The sequence below is a fragment of the Ruegeria sp. CDSB136 genome, from assembly GCF_059610965.1.
Genome location: NZ_JBXWOP010000001.1, coordinates 242,409 through 261,892, shown reverse-complemented (window position 1 = coordinate 261,892; position 19,484 = coordinate 242,409). Strand labels below are relative to the sequence as shown.

The 19,484-nt window shown below is 58.3% G+C and carries 20 protein-coding genes; 12 read left to right on the top strand and 8 right to left on the bottom strand.

Annotated features, from left to right (window positions below; genetic code table 11):
• The first annotated feature begins 49 nt into the window (after nucleotides 1-49).
• Nucleotides 50-484 carry a hypothetical protein gene (locus AC2FIR_RS01350; RefSeq protein ID WP_496715086.1) on the top strand — a complete coding sequence of 145 codons (435 nt, stop codon included), beginning with the start codon at nucleotides 50-52 and terminating at the stop codon, nucleotides 482-484.
• Here AC2FIR_RS01350 and AC2FIR_RS01345 read toward each other — a convergent pair.
• The 4 genes from AC2FIR_RS01345 to AC2FIR_RS01330 all read right to left on the bottom strand — a co-directional run bounded on the left by AC2FIR_RS01345 (nucleotide 481) and on the right by AC2FIR_RS01330 (nucleotide 7,023).
• Nucleotides 481-1,059 carry a DUF924 family protein gene (locus tag AC2FIR_RS01345; RefSeq protein WP_496743751.1) on the bottom strand — a complete coding sequence of 193 codons (579 nt, stop codon included), beginning with the start codon at nucleotides 1,057-1,059 and terminating at the stop codon, nucleotides 481-483. The genes AC2FIR_RS01350 and AC2FIR_RS01345 overlap by 4 nt on opposite strands.
• 108 nt (nucleotides 1,060-1,167) lie before the next feature.
• Nucleotides 1,168-2,439, bottom strand: coding sequence for an MFS transporter (locus AC2FIR_RS01340; RefSeq protein ID WP_496761825.1), 1,272 nt, complete (start codon nucleotides 2,437-2,439; stop codon nucleotides 1,168-1,170).
• Between the two features lie 112 nt (nucleotides 2,440-2,551).
• Entirely contained in the window at nucleotides 2,552-3,598 is a 1,047-nt protein-coding gene (gene queA / locus AC2FIR_RS01335; RefSeq protein ID WP_170610938.1) for a tRNA preQ1(34) S-adenosylmethionine ribosyltransferase-isomerase QueA, read from the bottom strand.
• A 44-nt stretch (nucleotides 3,599-3,642) separates the two neighbouring features.
• Nucleotides 3,643-7,023 carry a YhdP family protein gene (locus tag AC2FIR_RS01330; RefSeq protein ID WP_496743749.1) on the bottom strand — a complete coding sequence of 1,127 codons (3,381 nt, stop codon included), beginning with the start codon at nucleotides 7,021-7,023 and terminating at the stop codon, nucleotides 3,643-3,645.
• A 72-nt stretch (nucleotides 7,024-7,095) separates the two neighbouring features.
• Here AC2FIR_RS01330 and AC2FIR_RS01325 point away from each other — a divergent pair, with 72 nt between their 5' ends.
• The 4 genes from AC2FIR_RS01325 to AC2FIR_RS01310 all read left to right on the top strand — a co-directional run bounded on the left by AC2FIR_RS01325 (nucleotide 7,096) and on the right by AC2FIR_RS01310 (nucleotide 10,462).
• The gene (locus AC2FIR_RS01325; RefSeq protein ID WP_170610321.1) at nucleotides 7,096-7,557 is read left to right on the top strand and encodes a peroxiredoxin; all 462 of its coding nucleotides are present in this window, start codon (nucleotides 7,096-7,098) and stop codon (nucleotides 7,555-7,557) included.
• 94 nt (nucleotides 7,558-7,651) lie between these two features.
• On the top strand, nucleotides 7,652-8,464 hold the full coding sequence (locus tag AC2FIR_RS01320; RefSeq protein ID WP_496744199.1) for a ferritin-like domain-containing protein: 813 nt from the start codon (nucleotides 7,652-7,654) through the stop codon (nucleotides 8,462-8,464).
• 182 nt (nucleotides 8,465-8,646) lie between these two features.
• Entirely contained in the window at nucleotides 8,647-9,972 is a 1,326-nt protein-coding gene (locus AC2FIR_RS01315; protein WP_170610319.1) for a DUF5930 domain-containing protein, read from the top strand.
• Complete coding sequence (locus AC2FIR_RS01310) at nucleotides 9,962-10,462, top strand: bactofilin family protein (RefSeq protein ID WP_496743747.1); 501 nt, start codon at nucleotides 9,962-9,964, stop codon at nucleotides 10,460-10,462. Before AC2FIR_RS01315 ends, AC2FIR_RS01310 begins: the two co-directional genes overlap by 11 nt.
• Nucleotides 10,463-10,539: 77 nt before the next feature.
• On the opposite strand, the gene AC2FIR_RS01305 is transcribed toward AC2FIR_RS01310, so the two are convergent.
• Complete coding sequence (locus AC2FIR_RS01305) at nucleotides 10,540-11,304, bottom strand: hypothetical protein (protein ID WP_496743745.1); 765 nt, start codon at nucleotides 11,302-11,304, stop codon at nucleotides 10,540-10,542.
• A gap of 356 nt (nucleotides 11,305-11,660) precedes the next feature.
• On the opposite strand from AC2FIR_RS01305, the gene aqpZ reads away from it, so the two are divergent.
• On the top strand, nucleotides 11,661-12,350 hold the full coding sequence (gene aqpZ, locus AC2FIR_RS01300; RefSeq protein WP_496743743.1) for an aquaporin Z: 690 nt from the start codon (nucleotides 11,661-11,663) through the stop codon (nucleotides 12,348-12,350).
• A gap of 21 nt (nucleotides 12,351-12,371) precedes the next feature.
• Here the strand turns inward: aqpZ and AC2FIR_RS01295 are convergent, their stop codons facing one another.
• Nucleotides 12,372-13,337 (bottom strand): DUF3179 domain-containing protein, encoded by a 966-nt coding sequence (locus AC2FIR_RS01295; RefSeq protein ID WP_496743741.1) that lies wholly within the window; start codon nucleotides 13,335-13,337, stop codon nucleotides 12,372-12,374.
• A gap of 184 nt (nucleotides 13,338-13,521) precedes the next feature.
• On the opposite strand from AC2FIR_RS01295, the gene AC2FIR_RS01290 reads away from it, so the two are divergent.
• Nucleotides 13,522-13,695: a hypothetical protein gene (locus AC2FIR_RS01290; protein ID WP_496743739.1), complete on the top strand. Its 174-nt coding sequence runs from the start codon at nucleotides 13,522-13,524 to the stop codon at nucleotides 13,693-13,695.
• Nucleotides 13,696-13,699: 4 nt separating this feature from the next.
• Here AC2FIR_RS01290 and AC2FIR_RS01285 read toward each other — a convergent pair whose 3' ends face one another.
• The gene (locus AC2FIR_RS01285; RefSeq protein WP_496743737.1) at nucleotides 13,700-14,257 is read right to left on the bottom strand and encodes a peptidylprolyl isomerase; all 558 of its coding nucleotides are present in this window, start codon (nucleotides 14,255-14,257) and stop codon (nucleotides 13,700-13,702) included.
• On the bottom strand, nucleotides 14,250-14,756 hold the full coding sequence (locus AC2FIR_RS01280) for a peptidylprolyl isomerase (protein WP_170610303.1): 507 nt from the start codon (nucleotides 14,754-14,756) through the stop codon (nucleotides 14,250-14,252). The genes AC2FIR_RS01285 and AC2FIR_RS01280 overlap by 8 nt, the downstream gene beginning before the upstream one ends.
• A 133-nt stretch (nucleotides 14,757-14,889) precedes the next feature.
• On the opposite strand from AC2FIR_RS01280, the gene AC2FIR_RS01275 reads away from it, so the two are divergent.
• From AC2FIR_RS01275 to AC2FIR_RS01255, 5 genes are all read left to right on the top strand, one after another.
• Nucleotides 14,890-16,080, top strand: coding sequence for a phosphoglycerate kinase (locus AC2FIR_RS01275; RefSeq protein WP_496743735.1), 1,191 nt, complete (start codon nucleotides 14,890-14,892; stop codon nucleotides 16,078-16,080).
• Between the two features lie 69 nt (nucleotides 16,081-16,149).
• Nucleotides 16,150-16,494, top strand: a complete 345-nt coding sequence (locus AC2FIR_RS01270; protein ID WP_496743733.1) for a lysozyme inhibitor LprI family protein — start codon at nucleotides 16,150-16,152, stop codon at nucleotides 16,492-16,494.
• Between the two features lie 132 nt (nucleotides 16,495-16,626).
• Nucleotides 16,627-16,926, top strand: a complete 300-nt coding sequence (locus tag AC2FIR_RS01265) for an FtsB family cell division protein (RefSeq protein WP_170610294.1) — start codon at nucleotides 16,627-16,629, stop codon at nucleotides 16,924-16,926.
• A gap of 179 nt (nucleotides 16,927-17,105) precedes the next feature.
• Nucleotides 17,106-18,095 carry a pyruvate dehydrogenase (acetyl-transferring) E1 component subunit alpha gene (gene pdhA, locus AC2FIR_RS01260; protein WP_496743732.1) on the top strand — a complete coding sequence of 330 codons (990 nt, stop codon included), beginning with the start codon at nucleotides 17,106-17,108 and terminating at the stop codon, nucleotides 18,093-18,095.
• Nucleotides 18,096-18,110: 15 nt separating this feature from the next.
• Complete coding sequence (locus AC2FIR_RS01255; protein WP_496743730.1) at nucleotides 18,111-19,481, top strand: pyruvate dehydrogenase complex E1 component subunit beta; 1,371 nt, start codon at nucleotides 18,111-18,113, stop codon at nucleotides 19,479-19,481.
• Nucleotides 19,482-19,484: the final 3 nt, after the last annotated feature.

Sequence of the window (19,484 nt, the reverse complement as noted above, 5' to 3'; positions counted from 1 at the left end):
ACGGAGTTCTCCGGCCTTTCCTGATCAAGCTTCAATAGAAAGACGACTCATGGCCAAAACGCTTAAGGATCTTGTACTTGCCCTGCTGAACGCGACTTTGCTTCTGCTGGCGCTGTGCCTGTTTTTGGGATGGAAACTGGCTTCGACCCTCGAGGGGATAACGACAGGGTTTGCTGAAAAGCTGCAGGTCGTGGCACCCCTGCAGGAACAGGCACAAGGCATCAGGGATGACATCAAGGGGTTGAAGGATGAACTGACATTGATCCAGGTAAATGGTGACGTTCTGGATAGCGCAGTAAAACTACGCGTGACAACCGCACTGGATCGTTTGCAAGAAACACAGGATCGTCTGCAATCGGTTCAGGAGCGCTTCACTGATCTGTCGAAGTCCCCGGACGAGTTGATCAACAATGCAATTCACACGTCTGCCGACGCTATCGCCGACAGAGTCATCGCGATCCGTGAGTGTAAACCTGCGTCCTAGCTTGCGGCCTGCAATTCGCGAACGGTGGATCCGTAGCCACCTTTGTTTACATAAGCAGCCTCATGTTCCGTCATCTGCCGCGACAACGCTTCGTTGCGATAGGGAAAGCGACCGAACTTGCGGATTACTTCGCGATGCGCGCGCGCGTGCAACAGGTTGCCCGGGTTGCATTCGCTGAGGTTCTGACAAATCAGGCGTACACACCGTTCCTGATCACACAGATTTTCCGAATGCATCATCGGCAGATAAAAGAACTGCCGGGCGGGTTCATCAATCTTCAGATCCCAGCCCTTGTCGACCGAACATTTCGCAGCCGCCAGCGCTGCACGATCCGTCGAGAATGCCCTGCCAGAGCCCCGGAACATGTTTCGCGGGAACTGGTCCGTCAAAATGATGTAGGCCAAAGCACCGCTGGGATAGGTGAGCCAAAGAGAAAACTTGCCCTCTTTCGCGGCTTCCCAGGTTTTTAAGAACTTGTCCCGGATTTTCGCGTCCAGCGCGTCATCCTGAATATACCATCCTTCGGGGCCAACTTCATCTAACCAAAAACTCAATACTTCTTCAGGCGTAACCATTGCCGTCACTCCGTGCATTGTCCTCCCCAGGGACGTAACGTCATTTAAGGCCGTTTTACAGAAGTGTTACAGTAACATATTGCAACACTTGCGACATAAATCTGTGTCCTAGGCATCAACCCGCTCAGCATGCTCGGCTTCGGCGGCTTCGATGGCAACCTCCTGCGCCAATTCAAACGCCACAGGCGAAGCCGTCGGGTAAAGGGTCGACATGGTGCCAGTTTCGTCGACCGGTACAGAAGCGCGCTGTGTCATACGGTATAGCGAATAGAAGGCCATCACGAATAACAGTGCGGCAATAAACAGAAAAAAGCCCGGTGGCCCGAAGATCGCATCGCCCATCAGCCAACCGGTGATCAGCGGGCCTGCAATTGCTCCAAGCCCGTTGATAAACACCAGACCGCCGGATGCGGCGGGCATGTCATCGTGGTCCAAGAAGTCGTTCGTGTGGGCAATCAGCAGGGAATAAAGCGGGTTGGACATTCCGCCGATCAGGAAGGCCGCGCCCAGAAGGATTGGAAACGATACGCCGAAAAGCATGGCCACTGTTGACCCGCAGCCACCCAGCGTTGCGACGACAAGGATCAGCACACGCCGGTCCATACGGTCGGAAAACCAACCCAACGGGTATTGCAGTACCATCGCGCCGATATAAAACGAGGCGACAAAGGTCGAGATTTCGACCAGCGAAAGCCCTGCCCGCGCGCCGTAAACGGCGGCCATGCCGAACTGAGCTGAAAAGACGCCACCCAGCAGGAACATGCCCACGCAGCCCAGGGGTGATATCCCCATTAGCTGAAGCAACGTCATGGGTTTGGCGGTGTCAAATGCCGGGGTTGGTGAAATCGACAGCAAGATGGGCGCAAAGGAGACCGAAACAAGGATCGATGCGATCACGAATGTCTCATAGCCTGCCGGGTCGCCGACCAGCATAAGGGCCTGAGCACTGATGATCCCCGCCATCTGCACAATCATATACAGCGACAGCGCCTGCCCGCGGTTTTCATTGCTGGCCGCGTTGTTCAGCCAGCTTTCAGCGGTCACATAAACACCGGAAAAGCAGAAACCGATTACGACGCGCCCGAGAATCCAGGCGATCGGATCGGTCAGCATCGGGTACATGATCATCACAGCCGAGATGAACGAGGCCAGCGCCGCAAAAACACGTACATGGCCAACTCGCCGGATCATTTCTGGCGCCAGACGGGACCCACCCAGAAATCCAAGGAAGTATGCCGACATAACAAAGGACATCTCGAGGGTCGAGAACCCTTCGATTTCGCCGCGGACACCCAGGATTGTACCCTGCAGGCCGTTGCCGATCATCAGCAACCCCATACCGAGAAGAAGCGCCCATGCGCTGGAAAGAACCTGAAGCATCGGGGCCTCCGAAAATTGCCAATCTATCTGTCCGCACCGCAGTCAGATCAAAAAACACTCTGATCGTGCTTGTCTATGATATTGCCAGCGCCTGATCCAGCGAACGCGCCATTCACGGGATTAAAAGCGACGCGTCTCCGTACGAAAAGAAGCGATACTTCCGGGCGATTGCGTTCGCGTAGACCTTGCGCATCCGATCCTGTCCCATCAGGGCCGAAACCAGCATCAACAAAGTGGATTTCGGCAAGTGGAAGTTGGTCATCAGCGCATCTGTGACGTTAAAACGAAAGCCGGGATAAATGAAGATATCCGTATCCCCTTCCCAGGCTTCGATCTCGCCATTTCGGGCCGCGCTTTCGATCAGACGCAATGCAGTGGTTCCCACAGGAATGACCCGCCCGCCCGCGGCTTTGGTCGCCCGGATATCGGCGGCGGCTTCGGCACTGACCCTGCCCCATTCTGCATGCATCTTGTGGGTTTTGACATCCTCGACCTTGACTGGCAGGAAGGTTCCGGCCCCGACATGCAGAGTGACATGAGTGATCGAAACACCCCGGTCCGCCAGCGCCTGCATCAAGGGTTCATCGAAATGCAACGACGCGGTCGGCGCGGCCACCGCGCCCGAATTTCTGGCCCAGATCGTCTGATAATCGGTCTTGTCTTGATCGTCCGCCGGACGTTTCGCTGCAATGTAAGGGGGCAAAGGCATCGCACCGGCCTGTTCAAGCGCCGCATCGAAATCCTGGCCCGTCAGGTTGAAGCGTAAAAAGGCCTGTCCGTCTGCGACGGTCTCCAGCGTCGCGCTCAGTTGGTCCGAGAAGCGGATTTCCTCACCCGGCTTCACCTTCTTCAACGGTTTGACCAAAGCGGACCATGTGCCATCGGACTGCGGATCCAGCAAAGTCGCCTGGATCGCGGCCGATACCGGCCCCTGCGCGCTGTCGCGATGGCGGTGTCCGTTCAGGCGTGCGGGGATCACGCGCGTATCGTTCAGTACCAGCCTGTCGCCGGGCTGCAACCAATCGGGCAGATCGAACACATGCCCGTCAGAAATTGAATCCCCCTGCGCCACCAGCAAACGGGCCGAGGAACGCGGGCTGGCGGGCCGCGTGGCAATCAGGTCTTCGGGCAGATGGAAATCAAAATCGCTGAGTTTCATGGCCGCGCCATACAAGGCCGCGATAGATTCGGCCACAGTTGCGTTCAATGATCTTTTGGGGGAGAACCGTAGGTGCGTTTGGGCTCATCCGGCTTGGGTGCCTGGGCATTCGGGCCATCCGACACGGTGGGTGCAGGGGCACGCATCAGGTCCCGCAGAAACAGGGGCGCCAGACCCGACAAAGGATTCACCGAAACCTTGGGATTCGTCAGCGGCCCCTTCAGTGTGTAGTTGAAGCCAAAAACACCTTCGCCCTTTCGGGTCAAAACGCTACCGATGGCATTCACCAGGTAGATGGGTGAGATCGCCCCGCGCAAATTCAGTCGCTGGGCTACAGTATCAATGCTTCCGTCAAAAGACAGGCCCATCGACGGCCCAACCGCGCTGCCGCTGAGCACCTTGATCTCTGTCGGCGTGATCCGCATCCGGCTGTCGATTGCCGAAAAGAAAATGCCCTGCCCTGCCATTTCATCCACCAGCCCCACCAGGCTTATTGCATTCAGAAGCGCCGCCATGGCTGGCGCATCCTTGATCCGCGTATCTACGATCTTTAGGATAACGTCGTAATTTCCGGGACCTGCAACCGGCTCAAGTTGCAGGTCAAATCCTCCGCCCCGCGCCTGCGTTATCACCCCGGCCGAGCGCAAAACCGCCCCCGCGTCCTGTGATTTCAGGGTAACGGCGCTGCGCCCCGCGCGCGGCGTGACCTGACCCTGTACGGTCGCCCCGCCATTGACCTGTGCAGTGAAACCGCCGTTGACGCCCCCGGTTGTCGCAAACGCGCCTTTGAAACCGGTCAATGCAACGGCTTCCGTGATCTGCAGACGATCCAGCGCGACGTTCAGTCTTGGCCCGGCCCCTGCACCACCACCGCCACTGCTTTGGCCAAAGGTTGCCTTTGCCATGTTCATGACACCGCCCAGCACCCGAATGTCCGGGGCCCCGGCCCCGCGCGCGATCAGTTCGGCAGGCACGGCCAGCCAATCACCCAAATCGAACGAGCTGAAGCTGACCCGGTCGAACGCCCCCCCTTCGCGGAACGAAATCGACGCCTTGCTGCGCAGCCCTGCTGCGTCGATCTGCAACAGATCCACCTTCAACTGATCGCCGAGCTTCGCTTCTACATCCATCGTGCCCGTGCTTCCGTCAGCTTTACGCCAGCCAAGTTCCGGTATCGCCAGACCAACGCCGACAAGATCAGACGTCGCCGTCAGCCTTGGCGGCTCTCCTCCACCGATGCCCAAATCGAAATCGGCCGTCCCCTGCCCGGTCAGCATCCCGTTTGGCAGGCCGGCCTTGAGTTCATCCATAAGGCGGGGTGAGAGTTCAATCTGGCCGCTCAAGGTGCTGCGCTGCGCACCGCCGGTGCCAATCGGCTGGTTCCAGCGCGCCTGTACCGGCACAGCACCGAACAAACCGTAACCTTCAATGGCAATGTCGTTCTGATCACCGGTCAGCGTCAGGCGGTCCGCGCTGACGGTGAAACCGGGCACCAGCCGGTCGCTGAACAGGTTCCCCAGCTCTCCGGTGAAATGAAACTCGGTATCCTCAAAATCCAGCCCCTTATGCATTGGCAAGGCCAGCGTGCCTTCAACCTTCAGGTCGCCATCCGCCAGTTCAACCGGCAGATTTGCCTTGCTCATCAGTTGCAATGGTGGGCGCTCCAGCAGTGACAGGGCCGCCGTTGTGCTGCCGCTTGCCTGAATACGTGCGATGGCCGGAGAGGACTTCTTGATGGCTGTATCAGGAATAATGAAGGACGTGCCCGATGCGTCCACCGGCCCACCTACGTCAGGGATCACGACCCCGCTTTGCGCGGTCACGGTGAACCGGTCGCTCAGCAGGCTTGCCTGCCCCTGTGCGTCCTGAACCGGAGGCAACGTTTTTGCAAATCGGACAGTCGTTTCACTGAACCCGAAGTCCAGATAGATATCGGGCTTAACTCCCGGTTTCAGCCTCAAAGCAAAATCCACGTTCGAAAGATTGCCTTGGTAGACGTTCTCGGAAACCCATTTCCTGGGTTTCGGGGCCAAACGCTCGGGCCAATAGTTCAACAGATCGTCGGATGGCATTTTGTCCAGATGGGCATCCAGACCACCGGCCCAGCCATCGGTCAGACCTTCCAGCCGCCCCGACGCAAGCAAACGGTGGCTGCCATCCTCAATCACCATCTGGCCAAGTCGCAGGCGAAATGGGGCAAGCTTCATCTGGAAATCAAGCTCGGCACGCGACAGTTCGAGCGTCTTGGGAAACAGATTGGCCGGGTTGATCCGGATGGCGCTCAGCCTCAGCTGCGATGACAGGCTTTCAAGCACATTATTTTCCAGACCGTGCAAAAACGCCTTGCCGTCGGCGTGTACGGACCCCCATGCCGACTCGATTGACACCTCGTTGAAATCCAGCGCCTGGCCTTTGGGATCGTAGGTGAAATACGTGCGCGCGGCTTCAAACGGGATCGGTTTGATATCTGCTGTCGGCTGCACAGCACCCGCCCCGAGGTTCAGCGTTGCAAACACCGGACCCAAAGCACCTTCGGTATCGAAACTGCCGCGCAACGCGCCAGAGATCGGGGTCTTGAGCACCTGCAACCACGACAGTGCCAGACTTTGTCCGGCAATATCCTCGGAGGGCAGATCAGTAATGGAAATGCCGAAACTGGCCTGCGGCGAACCCAGTGTACTTGTGTAATTTGCCTCGATCGTGCTGGCGTAATCGCGCCCGGTCAGTACCGAAAACCCGGTGGCAAGCCGCATCTCTCCCGCGCTGCGAATGGCCTGAATGTGGCCCCCGTCCAGAACCCAGGACCGGCCCAGGCGCAAATCCTGGTAGCCCAGAGTGATCGCATCCAGTTCCACCGACGTCAGAGCGGACAGGAGCGGCGACAGGAATATCTCGTCGGCTTCCTCGATCAGCTGCGCCAGATCGGGCGCCTCTTGAACCGGCGCGCTGCCGGAGCCGACGGTCAGTGTCAGCGCACCGTCCAGCCCCCGGGTCAGGTCGATCTGGGCACCGCTGAGCATGATACGCTTGGGCCGCACGTTACCGCGCAACAGGGGGCGCATCGCCAGGCTGGCCTGCAAGTCAGAAACCTGTGCGATTTGCTGACCTGCCGCATCGCTGATACTCACGTCGCTCAGCCGCAATCTGGGTCGCCACCCTTCGTGGATAACGAAAGTGACATCCCCAAAGCGGATCTGCAGCCCGCCCAGCGTCCTCTCCAGACGTTCTTCGACCCGGTCGCGCAGCCAGGCGGGCGCATGCATCGTCTGGCCCAGAACCATGAATCCGGTGAAAAGACCCAACAGAACCAACAGCGCGACACCCCGCATCGCCCAAAGGCTGGCGGCGCGGCGACGTGACCGCCGGCGTGGAGGCTGGCTGGCCTCTCCGGTCTGCTGTTCTTCGTTTTCCGTCAAAGCGTTCACTACACCTTTCAACCTGCTCGTGCCGCCCTATAGTCCGCTAAACCGAACTTGACCAATTCAACGGAGTTTCCAATGCCCGATGTTTCAGACATAGCCCCCGATTTCGCCCTGCCACGGGACGGAGGCGGTGAAATTACCTTGTCGGACCTGCGCGGCCAAGCCGTCGTCTTATTCTTTTACCCCCGTGATGATACGCCGGGCTGCACCAAGGAATCCATCGGTTTCTCGGAACAACTTCAGAGCTTTGCGGAAGCTGGCGCTCAAGTTTTCGGCATCTCGAGGGACAGTGTGGCCAAGCACGACAAATTCGTCGCCAAGCATGGACTGACCACACCGCTGTTGTCAGACGAGGGATCGACCACTTGCGAGGACTACGGGGTCTGGGTGGAAAAGAACATGTATGGGCGCAAATCCATGGGGATCGAAAGATCAACCTTTCTGATCGACGCTGATGGTCGGATCGCCCGGGTCTGGCGCAAGGTCAAGGTGCCCGGTCACGTCGACGAGGTGCTGGAGGCTGTACGCGCACTTTAGGTTTGGCCCCCTCGACCCAGGCGACCATACGGTCTATCAACCGCGCGACACCAGGCTACTGCGGAGGATACCCGTGTCCGACACGCTGACGACGATGGCGACCGAAGTTCTGAACACGGCAGATGGGCGGGCCAAGACCGCGCTTTCCAAGCGCCATGCCGCCACATGGTTTGCTGCCCGCAGGGGTGAAGCGCCCGGGATTGAAATCGGCACCGCCACGCCACCTCTGAACCCGGCCCGGCCGGAAAGGCCCGAACTGCGGTCACCACGCGACGTACCCAAACGCCGCCCCGGCTCCGAGGCCGGTCGCATCGCGCTGTTACACGCAGTGGCCCATATCGAGCTGAATGCAGTGGACCTGCACTGGGATATCATCGCCCGGTTCGGTCACATCTCCATGCCGATCGGGTTTTATGACGATTGGGTCAAATGCGCCGAAGAGGAGTCGCGCCATTTCGAAATGGTCTGTGATTGCCTTGAACAGATGGGCAGTTTCTATGGCGCCCTGCCCGCCCATGCCGGAATGTGGCGCGCGGCTGAAGATACGGCCGACGATTTGATGGGGCGGCTGGCCGTGGTGCCAATGGTGCTGGAGGCACGTGGTCTGGACGTCACGCCGGGCATGATCGAAATCTTCCGCAAGGCTGGTGCAGATGACGCCATCGCCGCGCTTGAGGTGATCTATGCCGAAGAGGTCGGCCACGTGGCGTACGGCTCGAAATGGTTTCATTTTCTGTGTGGACGCGAAAACGCCGACCCAAAAGACGTGTTCCACCAGCTTGTCCGGCGCTACTTTCATGGTGCCCTGAAACCACCTTTCAACGAAGAGAAACGCGCCGAAGCGGGACTGCCTCCGGATTTTTACTGGCCCCTCACTGAAGAGATGCCATTGCCGGGAAGCACATGATCTGGGGGCCAATGCGGCTGTTTAGGCAAAATCCCGCCGACAATTGGCCCGTTACCGGCTGTTAAGTTGTCTCTCCGGTCAACAAACTTGCCCAAATCGAACCGGCCCTCTATGAACTTCGCCCAAGGGACGGCTATCACTCACGACCGATCCCGGAAATGGGGACGAGAGAGGGAAGACGCGTGCGAACACGTCTGGCAATCAAAATTCATTCACTGCTCGAGCGGCACTTTCCCGAGCGCAGAGTTTTTCTGAAATCCGACCAGGACACCCGGTTCATACGGCTGAGTTCCGAAACCCAGATTGCGGCGGTTGCCGGTGTGGCCATCATGGTCGGCTGGACCGCCGTTGCCACGGCGATCCTGCTGATGGACAGTATCGGGTCGGGCAATTTCCGCGATCAGGCAAGGCGCGATCAGGCGACATATCAGGAACGGCTGAATATCATCTCGGAAGAACGCGACGCGCGCGCGCAGGAGGCATTGGCCGCGCAGGACCGGTTCAACGCCGCGCTTGAGCAGATTTCCGTAATGCAATCAGAGCTTCTGGCATCGGAAAACCGCCGCCGCGAATTGGAAACCGGCATCGACGTGATCCAGACCACGTTGCGCGCGACGATGAAGCAGCGCGAAGAGGCGCGAACCGAGTTGGCCCAAGTGCAACAGGGCACCGATGGGGGCGACGTCTACATGGCCGCTGCCGCGAACCCCGCGCAAATGGATTTCATGACCGAAGCGCTGGCGCGGACGGCGCAGGAACGCGATCAGATCGCCGCCAATGCCCGCGATGCGTTGGATCAGCGTGACGAGCTTGAACTGGAAATTCGCCTGATGCAGGAGCGCAGCGACGAGATTTTCCGGCAACTGGAAGAAGCGATGGTCATTTCTGTCGAGCCACTGGATAAGATGTTCCAGCAGGCAGGTATGCCCACAGACCGTATCATCGAAGAGGTCCGGCGCGGATATAGCGGTATGGGCGGTCCGCTGACCCCTTTATCCTTCAGCACGCGCGGTGAGGAGTTATCTCCGGAAGAAATCCGCGCGAACCGTCTGCTGCAGCAGATGGACCAGTTGAACCTCTACCGTATTGCGGCGGAAAAAGCGCCCTTTGCGAGCCCGGTGCGTGCCGCGGTGCGATACACCAGCGGCTATGGCACCCGTCGTGACCCCAAAACGGGCGGCCGCCGCATGCATAATGGTGCAGATTTTGCCGGGCCGCACGGCACGGATATCTTTGCCACGGCCGATGGCGTTGTCACCCATGCGGGCTGGCAATCCGGTTTTGGGCGGCTGGTAAAGATCAAGCACGCGTTCGGACTTGAGACACTTTATGCTCATAACACAAAGATCCGCGTGAAGGTCGGTCAAAGGGTCTCGCGCGGGGATCATATTGCTGATATGGGTAGCACCGGACGGTCAACCGGCACGCATCTGCACTATGAGGTGCGGTCGAACGGGAGACCTGTGAACCCAATGACTTACATCAAGGCTGCGAGAAATGTTTTCTAAGAGCAAAATCAACGAGCCCGGTTCCAAGGCACCTGAAGCGGCCAAGCCGGCCGCCCCGGCAACACCGGCAGCACCCACCTCGACCGAGACCAAGGCCAGCACTCCGCCCAAGCCGAAGCCACCAGCATCGGTTCTGTCGTCGGACCTGCACATCACAGGCAACATCAAGACGTCCGGCGACATCCAGGTGGAAGGCACCGTCGAAGGCGATATTCGCGCCCATTTGCTGACCATTGGCGAGACGGCCACCATCAAGGGTGAAGTGACCGCCGATGACGTGGTGATCAATGGCCGCATTGTCGGCCGGGTCCGCGGCCTGAAGGTCCGCCTGACTTCGACCGCACGGGTTGAAGGCGACATTATCCACAAGACCATCGCCATCGAAAGCGGCGCACATTTCGAAGGTTCGGTGCAGCGTCAGGATGACCCTCTGAACCCTGGCCGCAGCGGCAAGTCGGGCGCAAACCCGGCAACGGAAGTCAGCCAGTAACCTCTGCTGAAACAGCAATAGTCTGGAGAACGCCGCAGGAACAATGCGGCGTTTTTCTTTGACTGCATCTGGGCCTTCTAGGTCTCACGCTGGTTCCACGTGGCATTGGTTTCTATGATTCCCGCAACTGCTATTGCCTTTTCGGCAAGTTCTGCCTTGGTGTCGTCTGCAAAAGCCAGCTTCTCAAACCTCTGATGCATCTCTTTTGATGTGTAGAAGTCGAATATTCTGGAGTTGTTCGGGCTTGGCCAAAAGGCGGTGATCCAAATCGCCTCGCGACCAGGTACGCGACCGGCGCACCAGTCGTTCCAGAACCGGCAGACCAGCTTGTCATCGGCAACATCCGCAACCTGCGCCAGCAGGGTTTCCAATGGCCACCCACCCAGGTTGAACATACAGATCGTATCATCCAGGTAATCATGCCCTTGCCGGTCGATCTCACGCATCAGGAAGAGGCGCTGAAACCGATCGAACACATTCCATTCCTCGGTTGACCAGTTATCCGGGTTGCCGGTTTCAAACCGGCTCAGGCTGACTTCAAGCCCGGTCGCGCTGACGTCTTCATCACATGCCAGCACTTCCAGTATACGTGGCAGGAGATAGGCCCATATTGCCTTATCGACGCCTGCCGGATCACATGCCGCGAAGAACCAATCCCGAATATGGTGCAGAGGCAGGTCTTTTATTTCCGGAAAAAAGAATTCCGCTTCGATGGACGCCTCCATGCAGCACCCTTCGCAGACGCCGGTTCGTGTTGGCTTGGGGTAGGAAAAAACGCGATATGCATCTTCGATGACACCGGCGAACGAATGGTCCCCGGGCAATTTTGCACTAGGTGGCATTTTCTGTTTTTGACCCATCCAAGATTTGACCTTGATCGCAAACGACTGAACAAGACTTACTGCCGAGGTCCCGTCACAGAAACAATCAGCAGGAATTTACATGAAATCTCGGGCCTCGGATGTGATGTGCGTGCCGCAGTCGGCAACTGGCGGTCAATAGAACAACAGCTCAGGATACTAACGCGACGCGGGTTTCGCGCCCTCTATGCTCAGGCGATTGAGCAACGAAGCCCCGGGCGTCCTCGATGGTCTGTTGAGTGCGGCCCGCTTTCGCAAAAAACTCTCCGATTTCATTAGTTTCACAAAACGTGTTTTTTGAATTAACCTGAAAATCATTGTTTTCTGGAGGACTTTTGATGTCATCAAAACTAATGGCAGAGTTTTTCGGCACCTTCTGGTTGGTGCTGGGCGGGTGCGGCAGTGCGGTACTTGCTGCAGGTGTAGCTGATGTTGGTATTGGCTGGCTGGGCGTTTCCTTTGCGTTCGGCCTGACCGTGCTGACAATGGCCTATACGGTCGGGCATATTTCAGGCGGACATTTCAACCCTGCCGTCAGCCTGGGGCTTATGATTGGCGGCCGGTTTCCGGCCAAGGATCTGTTGCCCTATTGGGGCGCGCAGGTGGTCGGCGCGGTTGTTGCGGCGATTGTTCTGTATATGATCGTCAGCGGCGCACCCGGATTTGAAGGCGTGGGCGGGTTTGCATCGAACGGGTACGGTGACGCATCGCCCGAAGGGTATTCGATGATGTCTGCACTGATCATCGAGATCGTTCTGACGGCGTTCTTCATTCTGATCATTCTGGGTGCGACGTCTGCCGGCGCGCCTGCGGGTTTTGCCCCGATTGCAATCGGTCTGGGCCTGACTCTTATCCACCTGATCTCGATCCCGGTCACGAATACGTCGGTCAACCCGGCGCGGTCGACCGGTGTGGCGCTGTTTGCGGATGGTCCGGCGCTGGCGCAGCTGTGGCTGTTCTGGGTCGCGCCGCTGATCGGGGCCGCGGTCGGAGCGGTGATCTGGAAAGTAATGTCCCCGGAAGACTAGGGTGAATTCTGTCGGAGGCCGTTAAGGGCGGCCTCCGACCATCCATTGCCCGTTCGGCCAGAAGGCATGAAAGGCAAAGGCAAACATGACATCATGGACAACGTCCCTGCCCTTGTCATCCCGCACGCGGATCGATCCGATATCACGCCCTTTTGCAATCCGCCCCGTGTCCAGCGCCGAGGCCTGACCCGGTGACCACCGTATCGTCAGCCCCGCTTCCTGCACTTCATGTTCTTCGCTCAGGCGCGTCAGAGGCCACGCCTTGTCCCCCACCCGAACGACCCGTTCAAGCGGTGGGATACCGTGCGGCGGGTCTTGTCCGGAGTACAGAAAAGGTCGACGCGACGTGTCATAGCCCCGATAGGGGTTGCGCCCATAGTCGCGGTTGTAGGCGGGTTCAGCCATCACCAGCCCTTCGGGATTGCGGGCGCTGAAATCGGCCCAGCTTTCCATCCAAACCGGCAAAGTCCTGAGTTCGCGACCTGTCATGCGTCCGACAATGGCCTGACCCGTCGCCTGCTGCCACCAGCTTTGGGTTTCGCGGTCATACATCACCATATCGGAATGACGCAGTTTACCGGTAACGCCAAAACTCAACACACGATTGGACAAACGCCGATCAAACACGATGGCCGAGTTGCAAAGCGGACAAAATGTAACTGCGATGGGGGTGCTGCCGATACGGTCGTTCACGATCTCATGCCACATCAGATAGCGGATTGGATAGGCGCGTGGCGCGGCTCCCGCCAGTTCCACAGTTATCACAGGTTCGACATCTGCAAGCGAGCCATTGGAAACGCGGACAAACCCGGGATCGTCCAATGCCGGAATCCCATCTTTCGGCGGACCACCTGACCGGATTTCCGACCAGTTCGCTATTGCGGATTTTCTGAAATCGGTCTCCGGCCATTCCGCACGCCATTCATCAGGACCGGCTCCTGTGGCCGTGGCCCAAATCATCAACGCACATGTAAAGAGAACGCGCATCAGCCCACCTCTTGACGTTCTGTCATGCTGACGCAGCTTTCCCCCTTGGACCAGACCGATACACGCAAAATTGAATGCACCTGATCGGGGTAACGAAGCTTCCGCTGGCACCCAATTCAGTTTCTATCAACAGCCAGGACCATGTGCCGTCATAAGCGGCGCACCATTCAAGGAGGCGATCCTGATGGGTTATTCACAGGCAATCGCCGATGCGATCCCTGCTGCCGCAATGTTGACATTGAAAGATGTAAGCCACTTCGCTTCGCTTCAGGCGCCGGAAGCTCATACCGTGCGATCCACGATTTCATCGATGGGTAGCGGAATGGAAAAACCCGGCGCGAAACAGCGCCGGGATTGAGGTATTACTCGGTCACGGTGACTTTTTTCATCACGTCAGGCTGGCCTGTGACCGCCCCGGTCTGAGGATGGCCGCGTTTGATCGCATCAACAACATCCATGCCGTCCGTGACTTTTCCGACGACCGTGTACTGGCCATCCAAAAACGGACCGGGCTCGAACATGATGAAGAACTGCGAGTTGGCGCTGTTGGGGTTATTACTCCGCGCCATGCCTACAACGCCACGATCGAACGTCACGTCCGAAAACTCAGCAGGCAGATCCGGACGTTTGGAACCGCCGCGCCCGGCTAAACCCGCGTTGAACTCATCAGAGTTCTGATCGCCGAAATGCACATCACCCGTCTGTGCCATGAACCCGTCAATCACGCGGTGGAAGATCACACCGTCATACTGACCTTCGCTGGCCAGCGCCGCGATCTGTTCAACATGTTTGGGGGCTACGTCGTCGAACAGTTCGATGGTGATGGTGCCATTGGCCCCTTGACCTTCGACTTCGATCTCAAGCCCGGTTGCCAGCGCCGGGCCGGCAATCAGAGCAAAAACTGCCGCCAGCTTATGCATCTGCCGCCACCTTGACGCTGACCATCCGGTCGGGGCTTGCAGGCGGCTCGCCGCGGGTGATGGCGTCGACATGCTCCATGCCTTCGATAACGCGGCCGTAAACGGTGTACTGGCCGTTCAGGAAGTGATTGTCCTTGAAGTTGATGAAGAACTGCGAATTCGCCGAGTTCGGGTTCTGTGACCGGGCGGCGCCCAGTGTTCCCCGGTCGTGGGGCAGTTTCGAGAATTCCGCCGGAACGTTCGGCAGGGACGAACCGCCGGTACCTGCCATACGCAGGTTGAACCCGTCTTCCATGTCGCCATGCTGTACGTCGCCGGTTTGCGCCATGAAACCGTCGATCACACGGTGAAAGGCCACGTTGTCGTATTCGCCCGCACGCGCCAGTTCCTTCATCCGCTCACTGTGTTGGGGCGCCACGTCCGGCAGAAGCTCGATGACGACATTGCCATCCTTCAGTTCGATGATGATGGTGTTTTCGGGATCCTTGATCTCGGCCATTTGGCCCTCCTGTCGTTTATCTTGCGCAAATACCTATGATGCGGGCGCATGAATGCCAAGTGACGCATTGACCTGAATGCAAAATGCAGGAAAAGAACCGCCTAGATCGGTTGAAAATGACGAGGATTGGGCGATGAGCTGGAAAACGCTGGACGATATGGACATGGGCGAAAAACGCGTGCTGGTGCGCGTGGACATCAACGTTCCGGTCGTGGACGGCGTGGTGACCGATGCAACCCGTATTCAGCGCATCGTTCCGACCGTGCGCGATATCCTGAACGCAGGTGGCAAACCTATCCTGCTGGCCCATTTCGGACGCCCCGGCGGTGAACGCCGCGAGAGCCTGTCTCTGAAACAGCTGGTACCGACCCTGGAGGCCGCCTTTGGAGCCGAGGTCCTGTTTGCCGCCGATTGCGTCGGTGCCGAAGCCGAACTGGCCGCGCAGGAACTGAAGCCCGGTCAGGTGCTGCTGTTGGAAAACACCCGTTTCCATGCGGCAGAGACCAAGAACGATGCGGACCTGGCCGCAGGTATGGCACGCCTGGGTGATCTGTATTGTAACGACGCGTTTTCCGCCGCGCACCGCGCCCACAGCTCGACCGAGGCGCTTGCCCGTTTGCTTCCCGCTTGCGCCGGTCGTCTGATGCAGGCCGAACTTGAGGCGCTGGAAGGCGCCTTGGGTTCACCGAAACGCCCCGTCACTGCCGTTGTCGGTGGGGCCAAGGTATCGACCAAGCTGGAGTTGCTGGGCAATCTGATCGACAAGGTCGACTATCTGGTCATTGGCGGAGGTATGGCGAACACATTTCTTGTCGCCAAGGGCATTGATGTCGGGAAATCGCTGGCCGAAACCGCGATGAAGGACACGGCTTCGGAAATTCTGGCAAAGGCGGAGACGTCGGGCTGCACGATTGTCCTGCCCCGCGACATCGTGGTCGCCGAAAAGTTCGAAGCCCATGCTCCGCATCAGGTTCTGCCATCTGATGGATGCCCCCCGGAGGGTATGATCCTGGATGCCGGCCCCGAAAGTGTCGCGGCCATCACCGAAATCTTTGCGCAAAGCCAGACCCTGATCTGGAACGGCCCGCTGGGTGCTTTCGAGCTGGAACCCTTCGACGCTGCCACAAACGCCGCAGCGCTTAAAGCGGCTGCGCTGACCCGGTCGGGCAAGCTGATCTCGGTTGCTGGTGGGGGTGACACGGTTGCCGCCCTTAATGCGTCGGGGTCAGCCAGCGATTTCACCTACATCTCAACCGCCGGCGGCGCGTTTCTTGAGTGGATGGAAGGCAAAACCCTGCCCGGCGTCGCGGCATTGGAAGGCTAGTCGTAAAGACAAATTGGCTGCATTTCGCGCCTCATGATAAACTCCCCTTATTGAATTGGAGATTTTGTCATGAGGTACCTTGCCTGTCTGATCATCATACTGATCCCCGCCTATTCCGCCGCACAATCCAGTTGTGGCGGACAAACCCAACTCGACGCCAATTTCTGCGCCAAGGAAAAATGGGAAATCGCGGATCGCGAGTTGAACCGTATCTGGGCCGAAGTCAAACCGCTGGCCGATGCGCGTGGGAACGGTCAATCCCTGTTGAACGAACAGCGCGCCTGGCTGAAAGCGCGTGACGCAACCTGCGATCCGGAGCTGGCAAGCGATGGCAGCGCGGCGCCCATGTTCTATTGGGCCTGCATGGAACAGCAAACTCTGACCCGCAATCAGGCGCTGGCGGCATGGCGCTGAGAAACCTAATTCGGCAATTCGCAAAAAAGTGCGAATCAAGGGATTCACAACGCGAATCGCCTGTGACATAGTGCGATCAGATGTCCGCAAAGGGCACGTTATTGAGGCAGACTTCATACGGCGGTTAACAGAGTGTCCCGTTCCCATCGGCCCGGTTTGGGCTCAGTTTTGTTCTTCATGGTGGCTTTCATGCTGGGTGTCTATTTCACCTTCGCCGCCGTGCAGGGCGATTTTGGCCTGTTCAGACGGGTCGAGATTGCTGCGGAACGGGACGCTCTGTCGCGCGATCTGGCCCGGCTTGAGGCTGAGACCTCGCAAATGGAAAACCTGACCCGCCGTCTGTCGGACACCTACCTGGATCTTGATTTGCTGGACCAGCAGGCCCGTTCGGTTCTGGGCATGGTCCGCACGGATGAAATCGTCATTCACTGATCCCTGAGGTTTCAGACTTCCATCGAAAAACCTTTGCCCGCAGTCTCTTAACGACGACCGCAAGGCCAAGGATCGCGCATCCTGCCCCTGCGTTACTTTTACTCTCGCCAGATGCGGCCAAATGTTCTATGAGATAGTTTAACGCTAAACTATCTTGCCGAAAGGGGGAGATTGCCACAATGGCTGCGCGAAAAACCACAAAGAAACCAAACGTTTCTGCGGACGAACTCAAACTCTATTATCGCGAAATGTTGCTGATCCGCCGATTCGAGGAGAAGGCGGGACAACTATACGGTATGGGTCTGATCGGCGGATTTTGCCATTTGTACATCGGTCAGGAGGCCGTTGTGGTCGGTTTCGAAGCTGCTGCCGAAGAAGGCGACAAGCGCATCACTTCCTATCGTGATCATGGCCATATGCTGGCCTGCGGCATGGATCCTGGCGGCGTGATGGCCGAACTGACCGGGCGCGAGGGCGGCCTGTCCAAGGGCAAGGGCGGCTCAATGCACATGTTCTCGAAAGAGAAACATTTCTACGGCGGCCACGGCATCGTGGGCGCGCAGGTGCCATTGGGCGCGGGTCTGGCCTTTGCCGACAAGTACAAGGGCAACGGAAGGGTGACATTCACCTATTTCGGCGACGGAGCCGCGAACCAGGGTCAGGTGTATGAAACCTTCAACATGGCTGCCCTGTGGGATCTTCCCGTTGTCTTCGTGATCGAGAACAACCAGTACGCCATGGGCACCGCGCAAGCCCGCTCTACCTCGACCCAGGACATTTACGTTCGCGGAGAAGCCTTTGGCATTCCCGGCGAGATCGTCAACGGCATGGATGTTCTGGCCGTCAAGGAGGCCGGCGAAAAGGCCGTCGCTCACTGCCGCGCGGGCAAGGGTCCGTATATCCTTGAAGTCAAGACTTACCGCTACCGCGGCCACTCGATGTCTGACCCGGCCAAGTATCGCACACGGGAAGAAGTTCAGAAGGTCCGCGAGCAAAGCGACCCGATCGAACATGTGCGCGAGCTGCTGTTGTCCGGCAAACACGCGACAGAAGATGATCTGAAAGCAATCGACAAAGAGATCAAAGAGGTCGTCAACAAGGCCGCCGAATTCTCGAAAGAAAGCCCCGAGCCGTCGCTGGACGAGCTCTGGACCGACATCTACGCCTGAGAGGACGAATAAGACATGGCAACCGAAATTCTCATGCCCGCCCTTTCGCCCACGATGGAAGAGGGCACGCTGGCCAAATGGCTGGTCAAGGAAGGCGACACCGTTTCATCCGGCGATATCATAGCCGAGATCGAAACCGACAAGGCCACAATGGAGTTCGAAGCCGTCGACGAAGGCATCGTTGGCAAGATCCTGATCGAGGAAGGCACCGAAGGGGTCAAGGTGAACACTCCAATCGCCATTCTGGTTGAGGAAGGTGAAGACGCCTCGGCCCTGCCGTCGGCCGCGCCCGCTGCTGAAGTGGCGCCCGAGGCTGCCCCGGCGGCGGTCGCTGCTGCGGCTCCGGCTGCTGCACCGGCGGCACCGGTGGTGGATCTGTCCCCCGACTGGCCGGCAGATGCCGAAATGAAACCCCAAACCGTTCGCGAAGCCTTGCGCGACGCCATGGCCGAAGAAATGCGTGGCGATGAGTACGTTTACCTGATGGGCGAAGAAGTCGCCGAATATCAGGGTGCCTACAAAATCTCGCAAGGCCTGCTGGACGAATTCGGCAGCAAGCGTGTGATCGACACTCCGATCACCGAGCACGGGTTTGCTGGCATTGCGGTGGGTTCGGCCTTTGGTGGATTGAAACCGATTGTCGAGTTCATGACCTTCAACTTCGCCATGCAGGCAATTGACCAGATCATCAACTCGGCCGCCAAGACGCTTTACATGTCCGGCGGTCAGATGGGTTGTCCGATCGTGTTCCGTGGCCCGAACGGGGCAGCGGCACGCGTCGCAGCCCAACACAGCCAGGACTATGCGGCGTGGTACATGCAGGTGCCCGGCCTCAAGGTTGTCATGCCTTACTCTGCCGCTGACGCAAAAGGTCTGCTGAAGTCTGCCATCCGCGATCCCAACCCGGTCGTTTTCCTGGAAAACGAAATCCTTTACGGTCGCAGCTTTGACATGCCTCAGGTTGACGACCTGACCGTCCCGCTGGGCAAGGCCCGTATCTGGCGCGAAGGTTCCGACGTCACCATCGTCAGCTTCGGTATCGGCATGCAGTTCGCACTGGAAGCCGCCGACAAGCTGGCCGAGGAAGGTATCAACGCCGAAGTGATAGACCTGCGCACAATCCGCCCGATGGATACAGGCGCAATCATCAATTCCGTGATGAAGACCAATCGCCTGGTGACTGTCGAGGAAGGTTGGCCTCAAGGTTCGGTTGGCAGCTATATCTCATCCGTGGTGATGCAGGAGGCGTTCGATTACCTCGACGCGCCGGTCATCAACTGCACCGGCAAGGATGTTCCGATGCCCTACGCTGCAAACCTGGAAAAACTGGCGCTCGTGACCACCGATGAGGTGATCGCAGCCGTCAAACAAGTGACGTACCGCTAGGCG